The sequence below is a fragment of the Crocosphaera watsonii WH 8501 genome (assembly GCF_000167195.1).
Taxonomy (GTDB): Bacteria; Cyanobacteriota; Cyanobacteriia; order Cyanobacteriales; family Microcystaceae; genus Crocosphaera; species Crocosphaera watsonii.
Genome location: NZ_AADV02000006.1, coordinates 39,451 through 60,535, shown reverse-complemented (window position 1 = coordinate 60,535; position 21,085 = coordinate 39,451). Strand labels below are relative to the sequence as shown.

Sequence of the window (21,085 nt, the reverse complement as noted above, 5' to 3'; positions counted from 1 at the left end):
AACATGACTAGGACAGGAACGGCGATCGCAAAACAAGACTACGATGTTATCGTTATCGGTTCGGGAATGGGGGGGTTAGTGACAGCTACCCAACTCGCAGCCAAAGGAGCGAAAGTATTGGTCTTAGAAAAGTATTTAATTCCTGGGGGAAGTGCCGCTTATTTTGAACGGGAAGGTTATCGCTTTGATGTAGGTGCATCGATGATTTTTGGTTTTGGCACAGAAGGAACCACTAACCTTTTAACCCGTGCTTTAGAGGGGGTTAATATGAGTATGGAAACCATCCCCGACCCTGTACAAATACATTACCATTTACCTAACAATTTAGAGCTAAAAGTACACAAAAATTATGGTAAATTTATCGAAGAATTAACGGCTAAGTTTCCTCATGAAAAGATAGGTATTCGTCGCTTTTATGACGAATGCTGGCAAGTTTTTAACTGCCTAAATGCCATGGAATTACTTTCCTTAGAAGAACCTAGATACCTGATGAGAGTATTTTTTCAGCACCCTTTTGCTTGTTTAGGGTTGGTGAAATACTTACCCCAAAATGCAGGAGATATTGCTCGTCGTTATATCAGTGATCCCGAACTACTAAAGTTCATTGATATGGAGTGTTATTGTTGGTCAGTGGTTCCGGCAGGAAAAACACCTATGATCAATGCAGGAATGGTGTTTTCAGATCGACATTATGGGGGTATAAATTATCCGAAAGGGGGTGTGGGAACTATTTCCGAAAAATTAGTCGAAGGTTTAGAAAAATTTGGTGGTGAAATTCAATATAAAGCCCGTGTTACTAATATTTTAATGGAACAGGGTAAAGCAGTGGGAGTTAGATTAGCCGATGGCAAAGAATATAGGGCAAAACGTATTGTTTCTAATGCCACTCGTTGGGATACATTTGAAAAATTATTGACCAACAATCCACTCCCTAAAAAGGAAGAAAAATGGCAACAACGTTATGAAAAATCCCCTAGTTTCTTAAGCTTACATTTAGGGGTTAAATCTGAAGTTTTACCCATAGGAACAGAATGCCATCATGTTCTTTTGGAAGAATGGGAGACTATGGAAGATGAACAAGGAACCATTTTTGTCTCAATTCCCACCCTACTCGATCCTAGTTTAGCCCCTCCTGGTCATCACATTATCCATACATTTACTCCCAGTTATATTAACGAATGGGAAGGACTATCTAAACAAGAATATTCTCAGAAAAAAGAAGCAGCAGCTAGTCATTTAATTAAACGCTTAGAAAAGATATTTCCTGGATTAGTTGATGGTTTAGACTATCAAGAAGTGGGAACACCACGCACTCATCGACGCTTTTTAGGGCGAAATGATGGTACTTATGGGCCTATTCCCAGTCGTAAGTTACCAGGGTTGCTAGGAATGCCTTTTAACCGCACCGTTATTCCTGGATTATACTGTGTAGGAGATAGTACCTTTCCAGGTCAAGGACTCAATGCTGTGGCCTTTTCTGGGTTTGCTTGTAGCCATCGCATCGCCGTTGATCTAGGAATATAAGTCTTAACACTTAATTGTTTATATTTCTTTGCACTTGTTTCCGTATATCCACCGTTGAAGAATACGGCGTTATTACTGATGATAAGTATATGTCGGTAACTTATCATCTTAGAATTAGATTGCGCTTTTTCTAAGTTAAAATGTAGATTGAACCCAAGGAGGAAAATACTGTTTTTTCTTGGAAGTTAGATAAAGGGATTGTAAATTTACATGAAACGATTAAATCATCTATATATCGGATGCTATGAGTACGATGTCAAATTCTTCTACAGATAATAACACAGAAAAATCTTTGATTAAGGCAATTGTTGCTCCCTCGGATTATGGTAGAACTTTAGACAAGATAACCCAGATACTTAGTAAAGAATTATTAGTTGATTTTTGTGCTATTATTATTATTTCTAATCATTCAAAATACTTTTATACCTTGATAAATTCCAAGGGAAAATATGCAACTATTCATGAAAGTAAACTATCAAAAATAATACAAACTCCTTGGGTACAAGAGATAAAAAATAATTCAAAGTTAAAATCAATTAGTGATTTAAGCAACAAAAAATACCAAAAGTTATCACTTTTCTTTGAGGATATTAAAGTTCAGTCCCTGTTGGGAGCAAGAACTGATTTTAAAGGAGAGACAAATGGGATTATTCTCTTAGGCAAATCAAATTCTTATCAGTGGAGTAGCCAAGATAAAACAAAGTTAAAAGAAGTTGTAAATATTGTTGGTATGGCTTGTCATCTAAGTCAAGTAGATGAAATTTTTGATGAAAAAAGTGTTAATAAAGATTCTTCTTTTTCTCTTAGTGATATTCCTCAACTTTTAGAAGAAAATCCAATCCTCAAACTGTGGTGGACAAGTACAAGAAAGCAATTAGAAAAACAGTTAGAATGGAATAGAAAAGTTATTTACAATATGATTACGATTATGAGCGATCAAACTCGTAATCCCTTGGCTATACTTAAGATGGGAATCACTGTTTTACTAACTAGAGAATTATCTCCAGAAGAGTTGGCTAAAAGAATAGCCATGTTAGAAGATGCTTGGCATAAGCTTAACAATATTAATGAAAAAATATTACAACTGAAATATTTAAAATCTCAAGACCTTTGCTATAACTTAGTTCCTCTTAATTTAACTAAACTGCTGATAGATATTACTGACTCTTACCGAGAGAAATGGCAAGAAAATTGTAAAAATAATCTAACATTAAAGACAAACTTTAATATTGAACCTGAGGAACCACTGAGTACAGATGTTCAGCACTTGACCAATATTCTTGAAGAATTATTAACAAATGCCAGTAAATTTTCGATTCCCAACTCTACTGTTACCCTAGAAGTTAACAAAGAAAATGACAATAATGACTCATTAATTATTATCACCTTATGTAATATAAGTGAGCACGGTTGTCGAAATAACATTAGCGAGTTTTTTGAACCTTTTTACCGAGAACAAATTGTTATAGATAGTGGTATTCCTGGTATTGGAGTGGGACTAAATATTGTTAAAGATTTAGTTAAACTCATCCAGGGTAAAATTAGTCTTGAATCTCTCCCCACAGAGAACCCTAAACATTGTAAAATTGTATGTAGATTGGTTCTTCCTCAATCATTATCCTCATCGTAATTTAAAGGTTGTATGCTCACAAAACGCGGTTCCTCTAAGTCACTACGATGGCAACATTCTCGATATTCTCCTCTTGGTCGTCAATGGGAAGTCTCCTTATTTACATTCCAATTTTTACTATTTATACTATGGGATAAATTTTTAAGAAAAAATAGTTCCAAACAAAGACAAAAACGAGCAAAATGGTTAGTCAAAAATTTGCTCCAACTAGGGCCAACATTTATTAAAATTGGTCAGTCTTTATCCACTCGTGCTGATTTAATTCCCTTAGAATATATTCAAGAATTAAGTCAACTGCAAGATAACGTTCCTCCTTTTAGTACCGACGAAGCGATCGCTGTCATTGAAGGAGAGTTGGGTAAACCTGTTTACGATTTATTTGACGACTTTGAAATCGAACCCTTAGCATCAGCAAGTTTAGGACAAGTCCATCGGGCAAAATTATATACAGGCAAAGAAGTTGTTGTCAAAGTGCAACGACCAGGGTTAGAAAAAATTTTTAATTTAGATTTTGAAGTTGTTCACCGTTTAATTCGTATTTTAACTCGATTTTTTAAGTCTTTTAAAAAGTATAATTTAGAGGCAGTTCATGAAGAATTTTTTGAAATTTTATTTAGAGAAATTGACTATGTTCACGAAGGTAAAAATGCTGAGAGATTTCGCACTAATTTTCGGGGATATTCACAAATAAAAGTACCTAAAATTCACTGGAAATATAGCACCAAGAAAATATTAACTTTGGAGTATTTACCTGGAATAAAAGTAGATGATAGAGCAGCATTAGAAGCGAATAATATTAATTTAGATAACATTATTAAACTGGGAATTTGTTCATATTTAAAGCAATTATTGATCGATGGATTTTTTCAGTCAGATCCTCACCCTGGGAACATGGCAGTTAGTCAACGGGGAGAACTGATTTTTTATGATTTTGGTACTATGGCTGAAGTTAAAACCTTTGCCAAGGATCAGATGATCCAAGTATTTTTTGCTGTCTTAAAAAAAGATACGGATACAGTGGTAGATAACTTGGTTTATATGGGTTTAATTGAACCTTTAAACGATATGACTCCTGTAAAAAGAATTGTTGCCTTTTTATTAGAGAATTTTCGGGAGAAACCAGTGGATGTTCGTGCTTTTGAACAAGTCAGTGATGAGGTGTATTCGATGTTCAAAAGCCAACCCTTTCGTTTACCCCCACAAATGACATTCATCCTGAAATCTTTGGCAACATTAGATGGTATTGCCAGAGCATTAGATCCTCAGTATAATTTATTAGCAGCTAGTCAACCTTTTGTCAAAAACTTGGCTTTAAGTGGTAGTGGGGGAAGTGTGGTGACAGTCATGGTGAGACAGGCCAAAGAGATGATTAAAAGTAGCTTAAATCAATCTGATCTCTCCGAGAGGTTTTTCAGAGGTTTCGAAGAAAGAATAGATAGAGGAGAGTTACAGTTTAGAGTTCGCTCTTTAGAAAATGAAAGAGTTTTAAAACGTATTAATTTAGGGATAAGAAGCTTAATATATGCTTGTTTAACCGGGTTTGTTTTATTATCAGCTTCTATACTAATGACAACGGTTTATACTAAGTTTGCTTTAATCTGTTTTGGTTTTGCCGGACTTTTTAGTTTATTTTTTTTAAAGTCTTTAATCTCTTTACTTTTGCAAGAAAAAGTTGATAAATTATTAGAGAAATAAAGTTGATGAGTGATTTATGAATGTACTTTCTATTCCAACTTGGATGGTTCATGTTTCCAGTGTCGTTGAGTGGACAGTGGCTATCTTATTCGTTTGGACTTATGCCCAAGTCAGTGCTAAATTATATTGGCGATCGCTGTCTTGGGGAATGTTACCAGGTTTAGTTAGTGCCATGTGTGCTTGTACCTGGCATTTCTTTGATAATCCAGCTTCTTTAGATTGGTTAGTGACCTTACAAGCGTCTTTAACTGTTATCGGCAACTGTACCCTTTGTTTAGCCGGTTGGTGGATTTTTCGCTCCTCTGCTTGCCAAAAAACTGATCACTGATAATATTGATATAATATCTGTAATAGTTCGCCAGAGATATCAAAGTTAAGGTATTCTCCCTGACAATCAATAGAAGAAAAAGGAATGACTTCCACAACACTGTTTGTATAGACAACTAATTCCAGAGATTTAACCCAGGAAGGACTCCATTGGTTTTCTATAACATTGATATTTTTTTGACGTAACCAGTTAATTAATTGCCATCGTCCAATACCGGGTAAGATACCAACCTCTAACCCTGGGGTGTACCATGTTCCCTCTTTCCATCCCCAAAGATTTCCCGTTGTTGTTTCCAACCAATTATCTTGTGAATTAACTAAAATTGCTTCTTGAAAACCTAGTTTTTTAGCTTTTTGTAAAGCTAAGTAAGCTCCTAAATAATTGCCAGTTTTGTGACCTTGTAAACTGCGTTGAAACAGGGAATCCTTAGCTAACCATCCTTTGACCCCTTGCTGCTGTAATTTAACTAAATTTTCGGGTAAAAAACGTCCTGTAATCCATTCTTTACCATCAGGAAAAATAGTTATTCTTAACACAGGGTAAGTCCCTATCAAATAGTTTGCCCCTTCAGCTATTTTTTGCCAATTCGGTAAACACCAAGCAAACTGTTGTAAACTGGTTTGAAGACGATGACAATGGGCTTTCCATTGGGTTAAAGGGTGGTCTAAAGACTGCTGATAAACCCGAAGTGTAGTAAAAACAGTTGCCCCATATTTTAAACCTGGATCATCAATAGATAGAGAAATTTTGTCTTCCGTAAATAGCTGACCATCATACCAATATTTCACTCTAGACTTTTATACACATTATCTAAAAAAATGCAAGATAAATTCAAAAAAATTAACGAAAATCGCTCTTGTGACGAAAGAATGCCTAATACAGACCATTAAACTGTTATAGGTAGGTAAACTAAGCCCACAACCTACCTGAAAAATAAAGTATCATGAAAATGGACAAAATGCAAATATGGCAAAATTTTGCCATAATCAGCAAAAATGAGTTGTTTCTTAACCATTCAAAAAAAGCAAGTATTGTTGAGTAAATAAAATCAATTTTTCAAACTCTATAAATTTAAGTTATAAAGAACAGAGATTATTTTGTTGCCTCAGAAAGAGAATTAAGACAAGGGACAGGAAACCTGCTTAAATAGTTAACAATAGGCCATTCTAACGAGTATGCAAACCGACGACGACCTCAGCGTAATTGACAGTGTAGATCAATTTGATGACCCCTTGGATCGCCTGGAAGCAGTAGATGTACAGGTTCCCAGTCCAGATCCAGAGGAAATGTTGCCAAAATTGAGTGATGAAGACCCATCACAGAGAATGCTGGCGGCGAGGGTCTTTTGTGAACTAGAAGACTCTAGAGCGATCGCCCCACTGGTGCAACTGCTAGATGATATTTGCCCCTTAGTACGGGTTAGTGCAGCTTATGCCTTGGGAAGAAATACCAGTCCTGAAGCAGTATCCGCCCTAATAGAGTTATTGGGAAGAGATTGGAATGGATACGTCCGTAAAGGGATTGTTTGGGCTTTGGGCAACGGCAGCGATCGCAGCAGTATTGCGCCCTTGATCCATGCTTTGAGAACCGATATTTCTGCCGTACGTCTTTGGGCAGCCAGTAGCCTAGCTCAAATCGCTAAACAAGAATACGAAGACGCGATCGCCGCCATGCCGCCTTTGATTGAAGGATTAAGGAGAGATTCCGTGGCGGCCATACGAGGAAACTGTGCTTGGGCCATCGGGCAACTCTGTCGAGAACTCCCATCAAACGTGGTTTATGCTACGGCGATCGATGCTCTAATCGAGGCATTGGTAGAAGATGAAGACTATAGCGTTAAAGAAGATGCCAAAAGTGCTTTATTGCGGCTTGGGGATACCAGGGGAATGCAGATGATCGAGGATCTTGAACTAGAAGGGCTAATTTAGTTATACAATGTAAACCCGATGAATTCTCTAACGCCTGAGTTTCCTTCTCACAGTTAACTTTAGTTTTGTTGAAAGTAAAAACTAATCTAGTTTATACTTAGTGAGGCTACATATTTGATATTGGAAAAAATATCTTATGAATAATTATTTTGAGAAATACCAAAAAATAAAAAATAAACTATCCTATCAATATCAAGGATATAACTTAGGTGAAATTATCGCTTTTTATATAATCTATCATATTTACTTTGAGAGAAAGAATGAGCTTGAAGGTCAAGCATATCGAATAATATTATCACAAATAAAACAACATCCATACATTGATAATTTACAAGACATTTGTGAGTATCCTGGTATTGTTTTTACCATTCCTAAAAATCAAAGTCGCTGTAATGATTATTGTGAACTTATTGAGTTAACAAGTCAGAAAATAAGCCAATCTGTCAGTTTCATTTTAGACATAAAGACTGACAGTAAATCAGTCCCCTTATTCAGTAAAACTTTTCTATTGTTCTTAGTAACTTTTATCAGTAATTGTACGAAACTATTTAATCTTTTAACTATAAAAGAAATTTTTTGGTTTAGTTGTAGATTACAATTTTATAGAAATTTTATTGATGCTCTTGAGAGGACTGAAGAAAATAAGCTAAAAATCAAAAAGTATATTACCTTTAATGGTGCCTTGAATTATGAAAATATGTTGGTAAAATTTTTCCAAAAGAGAGACATTCCTACTTACTCATTACAACACGCTATTATGGATAGTTATTTTCTCAATCAAGATTCTCCTCCTTATGATTTAATCAATATAGAAAATATTCAAACTGATTACCTATTATGTTGGAGTAAAAATACCATTAGTCAAATCATAGACTCCGCCATGACATCCACAGAGTTATTATTAGTTGGAAATCCAAAATATACTCAGTGGGAAATTGATAAAGTAAAACAGTCTTTCAAGAAATGTTTAGTTTTTTTAGGTAGAAAAGGAGGTGAATTAGTTAACGAAGAAGTGATTGAAATCATTCAAAAACTATCGAAAACGATGACAGATGTTGAGTTTTTTATAAAATTGCATCCTCAAAACCTTGATGATACTTACTACAAAGAAATGGCGCAAGGTTGTAAAATGGAGATAGTTCCTACAAACGAAAATTTATCGACTTTATTGAGCAAAGATGATTTCGATTTTACAGTTTCCTATAATTTGACAACAACAGTTTATTATGAATCACTATGTTATGGGTTGCCATGTTTTAGATATAACCGAGATAAGATTATCAATGTTTATGGATTAGAGAATGATAATTTTTCGACGCTTGAAGAGTTAAGGGAAAGAATATTATATTTTCAACAAGTTGAGTCTTCTATGTTACTTGTGGAGGTTCGGGAAATGCTTAAACAGACAATGGGAATTAATCTGGATAACTATCACCAATACTTTTCTCAATTTGCTTAAACCCAGATTCCGCACTTCAAAATGTAGTATAAAAAAATACATAGTTTTAAAAAGTCCGAAAATCATACCTGGGCAAGAATATTTCTCTTTTCATTAAATTTTTAGGAAAAATAATCAAATTAAGAAGATTTATACTCATTGAAAACTTAGCAAGACTCAGCACAAACGAAGGAGAGTTTCCTCTTCTCATTTGATATCATTAGACTCTTATTCTTTTATTATTTTTGCTTTATCCAATTCAATTTATAGATAATATCTTTGACAAGATGCAGGTAATAAACTCAATATAAAACGCCTTTCTTCTGTTAAATTGACAATTTGTTTAACTCCGTTTAAAATCACATAATGAATACCTTGAAAACATTGAAATATCCACCTCAAAGTCGGACGCAATGTTACTTTCCCTACTTGATTATTTATTCCTTTTTTGACTCTTTTTAAACAATTTCTTAATTCTCTTTGCCCCAAGTTATAAATCAACAAACACAAAGACATTAAAAATAACATTGTTTCTATTCTTTCTGGTTTTTCAACGAAGAAACTATCAGTAAAAAATAAGGGATCTTTCAAAAATCGAAATCCTCTTTCCGTAGATTGCTGGTTTTTATAAGTTATCAGAATTTCACTAGCTTCTAATTTATTTTCCTCTACTAAGTTAGTTGCTAAAATAAATTTTCCTGCTTCTTTAGTCTTTCTACTTATCTCTTCATCTTTTTTGATGATCAGACTAATCATTTTATAAATCTTTTCCTTTTTTTTTGAGTAAGTTTCAATCAGTTCAACTTCTTTTATTTCCAACAATCTCAATTTTTTATTAATAGCTTTTAATTTATATCGAGCAGCTTGAGGATGTTCAAATTCTTCAGATTGTATTTCTTTAAGAAATTTTTGGGATTTCTTCTCTTCTTGGGAAAGTTGTTTTTCTAGTTTTTCCAAATCACTTTTCTGTCTTTTTTCACTCAAGACTATTAACCAAGTTTGCTTGATTCCACCATAAGTAACAATTTCTTCTTTCCAGGTATAACTTTCTAAATTTAGGTCACTTCTTTTTTCTTTATCTTCATCTTTTACTTCTTCCACCTCTATATTTTGCACTAATTCTTTTGCTTTTTTTATGGTCATTGGAACTCTCGTTATCCATTTTAAATGTTGGATTAGTTGGAGATTTTCTTGACCATATAAAGCACTATCACAAACCATGATACTATCAAACTTTATTTGCTTTTTGAATTCTACTAAAACTTTTCCAAATACAGCTTTATCAGATTCATTTCCATCTCCTACTCTCACAAATAATGGAATATCTCCATCTTGGCTTGTTATTAAATCCAAGACACATTGTTTTAAGTCTGGTCTATGATCCCGAGAATATCCTTTCTTAATAAAAATTGGTCTTTCTTTAATAATTTTTTCTTCTTCCTGTTTCTCTTTATCTTCTTCCCTTTTATATTCTCCATCTAAATGAAATGACGTGGAATCTAAATGGGAGTATTTAAGGTCTATTTTAATTTTTTTAATTACTTCTAAAACTACTTCAATAAAAATATCATTTAGTCCATATTTATATAATTCATCCATTACTCTCCCAATTTTATCATCATTAAGGTAATCAGGTTTAATTCTTTCTCCTAACAATTTCTCAATGGCTTTATCTTGAAAAAACTGACTGAATAAATATAGAGGTCTTGAAACAAATCCTAGTCCATTGATTAAAATAGACTTAACTACTGTACCTGCTGAGATTTTTTCTCTAACATCTATTCCTAATTTATTATTAATTATTTTGACTATTCCTATTTCATCAATTAAACCAGCTACTATCCCTAAATGGTCTAAATTTTTAACTTGTATTTCTTCTAAATAAGACATTTTTCGCTCTTTTTTTACAGAGGAAACAACTTAAGCAATTATCCCACTTTTTTGTCTTCAAGAGCTTAAGCAATTATACTTAATTATTAACCCCAGGCTTGTAGTATTTAATGCTACTTTTTGAAGTGCGGAATCTGGGGTGTAAAAAGCATAACAGACTACATATTTAAAATGGTGGGTTACGGTGCAGATAACAATTTATGATGTTTTTATCAAAATCAAATCCGCACCTAACCCACCCTACCCTCGGCTAAAATTTCCTTATCACTGTGACATACTTCTGCTGTTAGGCAAGAAGCTTCCTGGGCTGAACGTGCCATCACTGGTCTTACCTATTCATGTCTCCCAAGGCGTGAATTTCGGGATGCCCTCCCGTATCCTTCTACACTAGCATATTACGTCCTTTAGGAAGGGGTTTTAGACCCTTGATTTTTCGATAAATCCAAAAAAGCCATTTATTAAAGAAAAAGCAGTGATCTTATGGAAAAGATCACTGCTGACAAGGAGAATTAACATACAAACGATGAAATATTTAAAAAGGTTTTAACCCAATATAGAGATGTTTTCTTCACTATCAGTTTCATCATCAAATAAACCACCGACTGTCACTAAATCCATTGGTGCGGAGTTCATTTCTTGACTCATTTCATCCTGAGAATCTATTACTTCTGCTGTTTCGGTATTAACTGGAGAATGGCGAACCTCATAAAATTCTTTACTGAGGTTTCTCGCTTGTTCATAGCTTTCGATATCACCTTGCTCAAAGTAATATTTAGCTGCTAAACGTAAGTCTTCAACAGCCTGTTTTCTGTTGCCAATTTCTGCTAAGATAACCCCTCGGGTATGATAGGCTCTAGCATAAGTAGAGTCTAAATGCAAGGCTTCTGTATAGTCTTCCATTGCCCCTGTTTTATCCCCTAATTTTTGATGATTCAATCCCCGTTGATAATAAGCTTCTGCACTCTCCGGGTTAGTACGAATCATTTGAGAGAAGTTTTCGATGTTTTGCAGGGTTTCAACAACACCTTCAACTTTATTGAGTTGGGACTCTAACTGATGATAAAATTGATCTAGTTCATTTTCTTTTCCATTTAAAAGAGTAAAAGATTCTTTATTGTTTTGAACTCTATCTGATAACTCATTGATAAGGGTTTTAAATTTTTGATCTTGCTGTTTTAAGCTATTTTCTCCCTGTTGTTTTAATTGTTGCAATTGTTCTACAAGGGTAGAATGATTGCTATTCATAAGTTGGGTCATCTCCATTGTAGAACTTTCTTGCATTTGAGCTAATTCTACTTTTAATTAACGACGGTTAGCAATTTGTAAAGCAACTGAGAAAGAAAGAGGAATGGCAGCAAAAGCAGCATTACCTAAAAAAGAGCCAACCGCACCCCCAACTAATCCAACTCCTGATAAAATATCAAAAATGTCAGATAAATTACTGTTATTATTTTGATTTTCTAGTTCTTGTTGTTCTACTTGATTTTCCATGATATTCAATACTTTTTAAAGATTAATAAACGGTGAATATTTAAACTAAATATTCTTCTTCTTGATGGGTTAAAATGGTGCAGTCAGATGTAGGAGAACAAGCACAAAGTAATACATATCCTTGATCTAATTCGTCTGGTCTCAGAAAGGATTCAGCCTTTTCTGTTTGTTCAAATTTTCCAGAAATAAGTTTACCCAAACAATCAAAACAAGAGGCAGCACGACAAGAAGCCGGATGTTTAACGCCTTTGATTTCTGCAATATCAAGAATATAGTCTTCTGAGGAAACCCTGATAGTTTGATTTAAGCTGCGTTTGGGGTTAATTAATGTGACTTGGAAAGAACCGTTAGTTTGACTCATTTGTAGCTCCTTAATAGTTAATAATTAAATGATTGAAAAGAAATTTTAAGCACCTAAAATAGTGCAATCGAGTTGAAAAGCTGGTAATATATACTTAGCCTCTTCGGGGGTTAAATACTCTTGAATTACCTCCTGAATAATGGGGTAGTGAGTTCGGACAAAACGATCATATCCAACAGCTTTAACAATGGTTTTTAACCAAATCAAAAGACCATCACGCAAACGATCTAAATCATTGATTAACATTGCCGCACTGGTATATTTAATGGCATTTTTTCGATCTCTTAGACAAACTATTTTTGTATTTTCATCCATTTTGAACAAGGAATCATTTTTATTTAATTCCTGCATTTTTTCATCAACTTCTTGAACAATTGCTTCTTCATTTGCTTGAATTTTTTCGTAGGTTTGAACTCGCATAGCCATTGATTCTAAATAATCGTTAATAAATTCTAATTCAGAATCAGTCGCGTAACGGCCATCGGTGTTTACACTAAGGTTTGAAAACTGGGTTAACATTATTATTCCTCGATAATAAAATTAGGGTTTAAATAAATTAAGCATCTTGAACTTTTGCCATGTATTCAGCAACTTCAACTTGCGTATCTTTTAGTTGAGTAATCATGGTTCGAGTAACCAATTTATCCTTTTCAACTAAGAGCGCACCAGTGATGGGATGAAGGATATTATCTTTGGCACGACTGCCAATTAAATCTTCAATATTATCGATTTCATTGACATACATCCCCGAAGGAACTTCTACTACAACCCCGTCCCCGATAACCCTTGCTTGACAAGCTAAACGAGAGCATTTACCAGCAGTGGTAATCACTTCCATAGTGCGAATTTCTCGGCGGTTAACAGGGGATAAACTCTCCATTCCATCTGTGATAAAAACATGGCAAGTGGAACACATTCCCCGGCCACCGCACTCTTTCCAAACATTCAAATCTTTGGCTAATAAACCACTCAAAAGATTATCGTTAGTTAGTATATCAACCTTTTCGTTAATCGGGTCAAGTTTGACTGTTTTTGGCATTTCTAAAGTATCCTAAATTGATTAGTTTTGGTTCAATTAATCACGACATAATAATTCCATAATTTTATTATGATCATGACCTTCTTCTCGCCATGCTTCTACGGATTCAAGTCTTTCAGCTAAACCAATTACAAAGTAATTAGAATTAGCTCCCATAGATTCACAAGTGGTTTGAATACAGTGTAATTTTTCTCCTGTTATTTTACTGAAAAAAGCACTCATAATTCCTGCTTCTAGGAAACACATAGGACGCTTATTTTGAGGAGCAAATCGAGCAAAAGGAGAATTAGAAATTTGGGGTACTATAAAACCATTTTGATAGTATTTGAGGTCAATATCAAGAACTCCCCAACCATGAGCTTTCCAGCATTCTTTTAAGCATTGAACAAATTGAATCATGTTCATTTGTGCTAGAGGTTTTCCGTAGTATTCCCCTAATTCATCGGCAAATCTCTGATAGAAATTTTTTCCCCACCAACGACCAATACTGAATAAAGCAACACTACTTCCCTCCCCTAGTTCATCTTCTAGGGTATTGTAAAGTGCCTCTAATAAAGGTTGGGGCAGAGCTAATAAACGGGAACCACTACGGTTCTCTAATAATCCAAATTCAAAGTCTCCTTGTAGATAAATGTCTGGGGAAAAGTAATTACCCTTAAAGGAAGACTTTTCGACTAAATTGGCAACATCAATCATTAATTTATGCTCCTACTTTTAAGGTTTCAGATTCGGGCTTTGTTTCTAGTAGCGTAATTTTTGCCTGTTTCAGAAATGGGGTTAGAATAACCATTTGCTCCATAGTTAATATTTCTTCTAAACCCTGGATCAAATTCTCAAAAATATGGGTTTCTATCTCTACCATTTCTTGAGCATGGATAACATCTGTGAGCCATTCTAAAAGGCGATGTCTGATTGGACTTTGGATAAAAAACAATTGTTAGCGTAAATTTTACGCTAAACATATCTCCAGAGCTAAAATAGAGAATTAAGGTGATTTTAAAAACTCTCTTTCCATCTTTTTAGGGGATTTTAAATATTAAATAGCTTCATTCAGTTTCGGTTCCAATATAGATATCTAAGTAGCTTTCAGTTAGAGATTGAATGACTCGTTCTAATTCATCAATGAGATTTCTTCTAGTGAGTTTTTCTACAGCATCAATATGAGCAGAACTTCCGGCTCGTCCTAAATATTTATATTTGGTTTTTTTCTCATTATTAGTGGCCATAGGAAAAATTGATTCAGCAGCCTGTAGTTTATAATACCAGTAGATTGTTCCCTTTCGATTAACCTGATAACGAATAATATGACAATTAGCTGGTGCTACTTCCCCTTCCCGTTCAATTTTCTTTATTTTCTGTTTAAGAGAGCGAATTAGACTCTTAATTTGTTTGGCTCTCAGGTGGACATCTTGACTGGTCTTAAGTTCGGAATGTGATGACATTAGCCTTAACTGTAACAAACAACCTCTTTTGATGTTAGCGTATATATTCCGCTAATTTATAAGGTAATAAATTTTAAAAATGACCAAAAATGAAACGGCTACGTCTGTCGAGGAATTCCTGGTGTGGAGGTCTAACCTCTTCCAAGGACTAAAAGCTAGAAAAGAAACTATTATAGAATTACTCGATGCCCTCTCCAGTAAACAACAAGCTCACTCAGTCGTTGAATTGTCTCTCAATCCTTTATTTAGAAGAGATTATAACAGTTTATATAGAGGAATTCAATAGTTTTTACCCACTCAAACTGACCCTAATTATGAACAGAGAATTGAGACTTTATTTTCAGCGGTATCGAGAACAATTCCTCCCACTTCAAAACATTATAACTTATTTGGTATTGACAGAACTCCCTGTCCACGACGGTTTGCCGAAACGTTAGCGGATAAAACCTTTATTCATTACCCCAATCCAGTTAAGGGAAATAAACCCATTAATATTGGACATTGTTATTCCGTTGTCTGCGCTTTACCTGACCAAATAGACACAGAAAAAGTCCCTTGGGCTGTCCCCTTATCAGGAGAGCTAGTCCCCTCTAAACATAAAGGAGTAAATCAAGGCAATCAACAACTAAAAAAAATCTGGCAAAGTTCTTTATTTTCTGATAAATTATCTGTCTTAGTGGCTGATAGTGACTACAGCCAAAAGGATTTTATTGGGGAACAAGTTAAGCATGAAGACGTAGTTACTATTACAAGAGTTAGAAGTGACCGAGTTTTTTATCGTCAATTTATTCGGGACCCAAATCAAGCCAAAACTTCGGGACATCCCCGTTGGTATGGGGATAAATTTGACCTTAAAGATGACCAAACTTGGACTGAACCTGATGAAGTTCATCATGTTCCCTTTACAACGAAAAAAGGTCGTCAATTAACAGTGACTATTTCGGGATGGAAACAGATGTTAATGAGAGGAACTAAAAACTATAAAATGAACAATCACCCCTTTACTTTACTCCAGATTGTTGTCAGAGCTCAAGAAAGAAATAGTATTTGGAAACCTATGTGGCTTATTGTTATTGGTTCTCGGCGCGATGAGTTAAGTTTAGTTGATTGTTATCAGTGTTATCGACAACGTTATGACATGGAACATCTTTTTCGATTTGGTAAACAAAGATTATTGATGACATCTTATTTAACTCCCGATGTACATCATGAAGAAAATTGGTTTAAACTAACACTTCTTTCTTCTGTAAATTTGTGGGCTGCCAGAAAATTAGCTGTGGTTTTACCCCGTGATTGGGAACAGTATTTGAAGACTAATAAATCCATCAAAATCACCCCTAGTCTAGTTCAAAGAGACTTTTCAAGAATAATTACGACCTTGGGGACTTTCGCCAAATTTCCCAAACGTCGAGGTTTTTCTTCCGGACGTATTAAAGGTTACAAAAAAGCCCCACGAACTCGTCATGATGTTATCAAGAAAGGGAGCAAAAAATCAACTGAAAACTTAAAAGCTCCTTAGTTTTCCTCAGAATCTATAGATTAGCCCTATTTGTCAGCCAATTTTATTGACTGATACAGAGCCGATATTTTGGGATTTTAGTTTAGCGTAAAATATACGCTAACAAACTTTTTTTGTCCAAAGTCCAATTACTGGAATGGGGTGAAAAATCGATTGAATTGGATTCGGTTAAAGATAAATTGCGATCGCTAAAAGATAAAAGCTCTCAACTGAAGATGGCATACGAAATGCCTGGTTGTTATCGCACTAGCAATCAAATAGACCGATTAATGAACTATCAAGACCGAATTCTTGATGATATGCAGTATTTCCACGGCACAATTGAAGCGGCTCGTCTCCAAATGCGCGCCCATGCCCTACTGTGGAACTTCCATCCTTACGGTCGTCGAAAACTTGATGGGGGCAGCGATTTTCGTTCCCCGTTTGAGGCTCTTAATGGTTTTTCCTTTAACATCAATTGGTTGCACAACTTGTTACTGGCTGGTTCTCTCAATGGTTATCGTACTGTTTCCCCTCCATGTTACAAAAGCGGCTGAAATATGTTACGCAGATATTTCAACAAAAGGCGTTACCCGAATTTCTCACAAAATCTGCGATCGCCAAACACAGAAGCCTTACAGGAAGTGGGTTTGAACAGAGCGATCGCAGATTTCCCCAACCAACAGTCTGTTGTCAGATTTTAAGTTAAAATTAACCCGAATTAGACAAAGATGAAAAGATAAATCAATCACTCATTTTTCCAAAAAAATTATTAATAAAATCTCTAATAGTACTAGATTGTTAGAATAAAATATGCTATAATTTAATTATTAAAGCAATTTACCTTAAACTGATTTAATAAGTCCCAGTCATCCCCGAAACCCTCGTCAAGTAATCAACTTTAGTAAACAGAAAGGAAAAGAAATAATCGCTAATTTTGATGGGGGACTAATCACTTCAGATGCGGGGATTGTCTGGATAGCTGAGTTGGATAAAAAACTGGGAATTACCGAGAAGTTTGATAACTGTTTTCAAGATCATCGTCATCAATCTTATGTAGATCATTCCGTTCATGAGTTATTAGCACAAAGGCTTTATGGAATTATTTTAGGCTATGAAGATGTCAATGACCATGATAAATTACGTCACGATCCTGCCCTTAAGATCGCTTTAGAAAAGCTTAATGAACTTGAAGATAAAAAGGGATGGTTAGCTGGAAAAAGTACAATTAATAGATTGTAATATTGTCCTGAGACTATTCTCGACCAAAAAACGAGTCGTTATCATAAAATAGAACCCAACTTTGAAGCCATTGAAAAATCTTTTGTCGAATTTTGTTTAGAGTCTTATAAAAAACCTCCCTTAAGTATTATATTAGATATGGATGTCACGGATGACCAAGTACATGGTAATCAAGAAGGGGCATTTTTTAATAGTTATTATCACGGAGTATGTTATGCTCCTTTATATATTTTCTGTGGGCATCATTTATTAGTTGCTAAACTTCGTTCATCTAATGTAGATCCAGCCGATGGAGCCTTAGACGAATTACAAAGAATTATCGGACTAATTAGAGAAAAATGGTCAGAGACTCATATCCTAGTTAGGGGTGATAGTGCCTATGCCCGTGAAGAAATCTTCTATTTTTGTGAAAATCAGTCTTTAGTTGATTATGTTATAGCTATGGGAACAAATGGCGTTCTTAAGTTACGAGCGGATGATGTAATTGAAAAAGCCAAACATGAATATGAAAAAAAACTAGCTCCAATAACTGAATTAATGGATAGTTTATTTCAGAAAAAAGAAGATTTAGAAGAAGTTAAAAAATTAGTACCAATTTCTACTTGGTATCGCTCTATTCGTTATAAAACAGAAAAGTCATGGAGTTGTCAAAGAAGAGTAGTGACAAAAGTTTGTTATGGAAGTGATGGCTTAAAAATGCGCCATATGGTGACATCTTTGCCCGTTTCAAAATTCCACCCTCAAAACTTTATACAAAAAAATACTGTCCGAGAGGCGAGATGGAAAATCGGATTAAAGAACAACAATTAGACTTGTTAGCTGATAGAACTTCAACTCAAACATTTCAAAGTAATCAACTAAGATTATGGATACATTCCTGGGCTTATGTTCTCATAAATGCTTTTCGTCAACACTGTTTAAAAAAAAACTTCATTGGCTAAAGCAACTGTGGGAAGAATACGTCTAAATCTTCTTAAGTTGGGAGCCAGAATAAAGATTAGTTGTAGAAGAATTATTATCGCTATAGCTAGTGCTTGTCCTTATCAAGATATTTTGTCTATTGCTAACAAAAGAATTAAAACTATTCCTAATACTGGATAAGTAGAATAAGTTGTTTTTAAAAAAAGATATCTATCATAAGTTGTTGACTGACTGATACTTTCATTTAGTCTTATTTATCGTGGAAAAAATCAAAAGTTAATATAATTATTCCCTCTTAAACTCAATTTTTGGATAATCAAAGTCAATTTTTTTATTCATCTATATTCAAAATTTCTATTAGTCCTAAAAATTATCATTTTTCATCTCTGGATTGGGCTTTCAAATTAATTTGTGAGAAATCCGGGTAACACCCTATCAAGGTTAGAGGAAACCAATTCGGTCTATTGTGATGAACGGGAGAGCGTCACGTCTGCTAGAGCTAACTGGGTTAGCATTCTCAAGCGGATGGTAGGGGGTCATCAACCCCTAGAAGTCAAAAAGCTTTATAAGGACAAGTTTATTCTCAAAGGCCATTGGGTGGTTAATCAAGCTACCAACAATGAGGAACTATTCTATGACGTGGGGAAAGCACTTGAGGAACGCATTATCACCATCAAGACACAAACCATCCCTAAAGTAGAAATTGACAAGTTCAATAGTGATTTAGTCCGCACAACTCGGTTGTATAGTGAAGAGGAGGCCACAAGGTTTGTCTATTACCTTTATAAAAAGTTTCCTTACTTTGAGGACTGCTTATCTACCATCTCTAAGCTAAAACTTGAGTTTGCACACGAAACACGCAAAATAGCTGATAGTAGTAGTCCATTTGATGGGTTCCTTGAGGAGTGCTTAGAACCTAGTGCAGCTTAGCAAAAATAATCCACCAGTCACTTATGATCTTTAAAGCCCTTAAATTTCCAAACGAACGGCTTAGCAAAATGTTGATTAAAGTAATCAATAAAATTGAGAATTTTTTGGGATAGTTCTTCAGTTGAACGGACAGTAATTCTTTTGAGTAAACGCCGGACTAAGATCGAAAACCAACACTCAATTTGATTAAGCCACGATGTATGTTTGGGAATATAAACAAAGCGAATTCGATGAGATTCATCTGATAAAAAATCTGCTCTGCTGTCCATAGATTGCAAAATCCCCTCCTTTTCTTTTCTCCCCAAATCAATAGTAATTCCACAGCTTTCTGCTACTAATTTGACTAAGCTTTCCGATTTATGAGTGTTGAGTTTATCTACAATAAAAATCCATTCTGCTTTTTCATCAATCTTAATCGTTCTCTGGATATGTTCAGAAAAATCTTGTTCTGTTCTTGTCGGTCCAATAGAGGGACTAACAACTTTTCCTCTTGCCACATCCCAGTTCGCAATCAAGCTTAAAGTTCCGTGTCTTTCATATTCAAATTCGATTTTTTCTACTTGTTTAGGCTTGATTCTTTTGTTCGGAAATAATCTCTCAAGAGCTTGAATCCCTGTCATTTCATCTGTACTAATTAAATGAATTCCTTGTTCTAACAAAGTTTTAGCTTCTTGATGAAGTTCACAGATATATTTGACTTGCTTTTTAAATTTTAAGGGATCATCAATTTTGGCATTTAACCAGTAACGAACGAGATGTGGTTGTAATGTCGCTTCTTTTTAAAAAACGCCCCACACTACGGGGGGAAATCTTTTCGACAATTCCTCTTTTTATGGCTTCATCCGCCAACTCTGAAGGTGTCCAATGGCTCACTGGTCTGTCTGATTTTTCACATTCTTCACAAGCGATCGCTACAATCTGGACTACTTGTTCGACCGTAAAGGATTTTGTTGTTCCAGGTCTTGGGCGATCGCTTAAAATTCCTTTGATCAAGACCATTAATGCTTTCTCCGTTACCTGTTGTTCTTCGGCGGCACTCAGTTTTTCTCTCTCCTCAAACCATCGCGATCGCCACTGACGCACTTGTACTCGGTCTAATTCTAATCTTCGACTAATCGAACTATTGCTCTCTCCTGATGCTGCGGCTAAGATTAGCTTGGCTCGTCTAACAAGGCGATAGGGGTTTGTTGTCCCTCTCACTATTTGTTGGAGTACTGTTTTCTGTAGGTTGGAGAGGTTAATTGGCAATGCTTTTATCATGGACATCAACTTCGAGATTCTTCCGTTAGTTTCATTGAAACACATTGTCGTGGCTAGTCACGAAAGTTTCTGTAAAAATCTGGTGGATTACTTTCGCCAAGCTGCACTAGACTTACTGTTCTTCTCGTCCCATAATAATCTCTTGCAGTAGCACCGGGGAAATCACGAATATTAGCCCCTTCAGACCTAGAATTTTCAAGAGTTCGAGATGGTCTTTCCTCATCTATAGCGATTCTACGGTTTAAAACTCCTGTCTCTCCCCCATTTTCCTCTCTTTGTTGTCTATTTTCTCCTACATTATCTTTAATTACCTTCTGACTACATAAATGGGAAAGATCAATAGTTTGTCCCGATTCATTAACCATGTAACATAAAGGACTTGCTACAGTGGTTTCTAAACCAATAAAGAAACCCATTAAGCTAGACATCCCACTAACAACTAGAAATTTCTTCAAAAATACCTTCATA

23 protein-coding genes and 2 pseudogenes are annotated in these 21,085 nt (G+C 35.0%); 12 read left to right on the top strand and 13 right to left on the bottom strand.

The genetic code is table 11. The features are described 5' to 3' along the window. Positions 1-3: 3 nt before the first annotated feature. The 4 genes from crtH (at position 4) to CWATDRAFT_RS10970 (ending at position 5,177) form a co-directional block, all read left to right on the top strand. A complete protein-coding gene (gene crtH, locus CWATDRAFT_RS10985) occupies positions 4-1,524 on the top strand; it encodes a carotenoid isomerase (protein ID WP_007305083.1) in 1,521 nt (506 codons plus the stop codon). Positions 1,525-1,777: 253 nt separating this feature from the next. Next, positions 1,778-3,154 (top strand): sensor histidine kinase, encoded by a 1,377-nt coding sequence (locus CWATDRAFT_RS10980; protein WP_042711428.1) that lies wholly within the window; start codon positions 1,778-1,780, stop codon positions 3,152-3,154. 12 nt (positions 3,155-3,166) lie between these two features. Beyond that, complete coding sequence (locus CWATDRAFT_RS10975; RefSeq protein ID WP_007305081.1) at positions 3,167-4,849, top strand: ABC1 kinase family protein; 1,683 nt, start codon at positions 3,167-3,169, stop codon at positions 4,847-4,849. Between the two features lie 16 nt (positions 4,850-4,865). Next, on the top strand, positions 4,866-5,177 hold the full coding sequence (locus tag CWATDRAFT_RS10970) for a DUF2499 domain-containing protein (RefSeq protein ID WP_007305080.1): 312 nt from the start codon (positions 4,866-4,868) through the stop codon (positions 5,175-5,177). Here CWATDRAFT_RS10970 and CWATDRAFT_RS10965 read toward each other — a convergent pair. Continuing rightward, on the bottom strand, positions 5,171-5,965 hold the full coding sequence (locus CWATDRAFT_RS10965) for an aminotransferase class IV (RefSeq protein WP_007305079.1): 795 nt from the start codon (positions 5,963-5,965) through the stop codon (positions 5,171-5,173). The genes CWATDRAFT_RS10970 and CWATDRAFT_RS10965 overlap by 7 nt on opposite strands. Positions 5,966-6,352: 387 nt before the next feature. Here CWATDRAFT_RS10965 and CWATDRAFT_RS10960 point away from each other — a divergent pair, with 387 nt between their 5' ends. Continuing rightward, complete coding sequence (locus CWATDRAFT_RS10960) at positions 6,353-7,105, top strand: HEAT repeat domain-containing protein (protein WP_007305078.1); 753 nt, start codon at positions 6,353-6,355, stop codon at positions 7,103-7,105. A 136-nt stretch (positions 7,106-7,241) separates the two neighbouring features. Next, positions 7,242-8,564, top strand: a complete 1,323-nt coding sequence (locus CWATDRAFT_RS10955) for a hypothetical protein (RefSeq protein ID WP_007305077.1) — start codon at positions 7,242-7,244, stop codon at positions 8,562-8,564. A gap of 243 nt (positions 8,565-8,807) precedes the next feature. Here CWATDRAFT_RS10955 and CWATDRAFT_RS10950 read toward each other — a convergent pair whose 3' ends face one another. The 9 genes from CWATDRAFT_RS10950 to CWATDRAFT_RS10915 all read right to left on the bottom strand — a co-directional run bounded on the left by CWATDRAFT_RS10950 (position 8,808) and on the right by CWATDRAFT_RS10915 (position 14,766). Further along, positions 8,808-10,433, bottom strand: a complete 1,626-nt coding sequence (locus CWATDRAFT_RS10950) for an IS1634-like element ISCwa1 family transposase (protein ID WP_007305076.1) — start codon at positions 10,431-10,433, stop codon at positions 8,808-8,810. A gap of 543 nt (positions 10,434-10,976) precedes the next feature. Beyond that, positions 10,977-11,714 (bottom strand): tetratricopeptide repeat protein, encoded by a 738-nt coding sequence (locus CWATDRAFT_RS10945; protein ID WP_232287073.1) that lies wholly within the window; start codon positions 11,712-11,714, stop codon positions 10,977-10,979. Positions 11,715-11,735: 21 nt separating this feature from the next. Next, entirely contained in the window at positions 11,736-11,924 is a 189-nt protein-coding gene (locus CWATDRAFT_RS39710) for a hypothetical protein (protein WP_021829524.1), read from the bottom strand. A gap of 40 nt (positions 11,925-11,964) precedes the next feature. Further along, positions 11,965-12,285: a 2Fe-2S iron-sulfur cluster-binding protein gene (locus CWATDRAFT_RS10940; RefSeq protein ID WP_007305074.1), complete on the bottom strand. Its 321-nt coding sequence runs from the start codon at positions 12,283-12,285 to the stop codon at positions 11,965-11,967. A gap of 45 nt (positions 12,286-12,330) precedes the next feature. Further along, positions 12,331-12,804, bottom strand: coding sequence for a globin family protein (locus tag CWATDRAFT_RS10935; protein WP_007305073.1), 474 nt, complete (start codon positions 12,802-12,804; stop codon positions 12,331-12,333). Between the two features lie 37 nt (positions 12,805-12,841). After that, positions 12,842-13,324 (bottom strand): 2Fe-2S iron-sulfur cluster-binding protein, encoded by a 483-nt coding sequence (locus CWATDRAFT_RS10930; protein WP_007305072.1) that lies wholly within the window; start codon positions 13,322-13,324, stop codon positions 12,842-12,844. A 36-nt stretch (positions 13,325-13,360) separates the two neighbouring features. Next, a complete protein-coding gene (locus CWATDRAFT_RS10925) occupies positions 13,361-14,020 on the bottom strand; it encodes a V4R domain-containing protein (protein WP_007305071.1) in 660 nt (219 codons plus the stop codon). Positions 14,021-14,024: 4 nt separating this feature from the next. Next, positions 14,025-14,258 carry a hypothetical protein gene (locus tag CWATDRAFT_RS10920; RefSeq protein ID WP_050018350.1) on the bottom strand — a complete coding sequence of 78 codons (234 nt, stop codon included), beginning with the start codon at positions 14,256-14,258 and terminating at the stop codon, positions 14,025-14,027. 112 nt (positions 14,259-14,370) lie between these two features. Next, the gene (locus CWATDRAFT_RS10915) at positions 14,371-14,766 is read right to left on the bottom strand and encodes a hypothetical protein (RefSeq protein ID WP_007303423.1); all 396 of its coding nucleotides are present in this window, start codon (positions 14,764-14,766) and stop codon (positions 14,371-14,373) included. Between the two features lie 79 nt (positions 14,767-14,845). On the opposite strand from CWATDRAFT_RS10915, the pseudogene CWATDRAFT_RS33410 reads away from it, so the two are divergent. The 6 genes and pseudogenes from CWATDRAFT_RS33410 (at position 14,846) to CWATDRAFT_RS10885 (ending at position 19,357) form a co-directional block, all read left to right on the top strand. Beyond that, positions 14,846-16,285, top strand: a pseudogene (locus tag CWATDRAFT_RS33410) (NF041680 family putative transposase). Positions 16,286-16,398: 113 nt separating this feature from the next. Beyond that, entirely contained in the window at positions 16,399-16,821 is a 423-nt protein-coding gene (locus CWATDRAFT_RS10905) for a hypothetical protein (RefSeq protein ID WP_050018348.1), read from the top strand. Positions 16,822-16,824: 3 nt separating this feature from the next. Continuing rightward, entirely contained in the window at positions 16,825-16,968 is a 144-nt protein-coding gene (locus CWATDRAFT_RS37190; protein ID WP_157134066.1) for a hypothetical protein, read from the top strand. A 154-nt stretch (positions 16,969-17,122) separates the two neighbouring features. Beyond that, positions 17,123-18,447, top strand: a pseudogene (locus CWATDRAFT_RS35755) (IS1380 family transposase). After that, a complete protein-coding gene (locus CWATDRAFT_RS41735; protein ID WP_007303244.1) occupies positions 18,440-18,607 on the top strand; it encodes a transposase in 168 nt (55 codons plus the stop codon). Before CWATDRAFT_RS35755 ends, CWATDRAFT_RS41735 begins: the two are co-directional and overlap by 8 nt. Positions 18,608-18,952: 345 nt before the next feature. Next, a complete protein-coding gene (locus CWATDRAFT_RS10885) occupies positions 18,953-19,357 on the top strand; it encodes a hypothetical protein (RefSeq protein ID WP_007305066.1) in 405 nt (134 codons plus the stop codon). 17 nt (positions 19,358-19,374) lie between these two features. Here CWATDRAFT_RS10885 and CWATDRAFT_RS10880 read toward each other — a convergent pair whose 3' ends face one another. From CWATDRAFT_RS10880 to CWATDRAFT_RS10870, 3 genes are all read right to left on the bottom strand, one after another. Then, complete coding sequence (locus CWATDRAFT_RS10880; RefSeq protein WP_007305065.1) at positions 19,375-20,016, bottom strand: transposase; 642 nt, start codon at positions 20,014-20,016, stop codon at positions 19,375-19,377. 64 nt (positions 20,017-20,080) lie between these two features. After that, positions 20,081-20,662, bottom strand: coding sequence for a helix-turn-helix domain-containing protein (locus tag CWATDRAFT_RS10875; protein ID WP_007303150.1), 582 nt, complete (start codon positions 20,660-20,662; stop codon positions 20,081-20,083). An 8-nt stretch (positions 20,663-20,670) separates the two neighbouring features. Then, entirely contained in the window at positions 20,671-21,072 is a 402-nt protein-coding gene (locus CWATDRAFT_RS10870; protein ID WP_232287072.1) for a hypothetical protein, read from the bottom strand. Positions 21,073-21,085 lie beyond the last annotated feature (13 nt).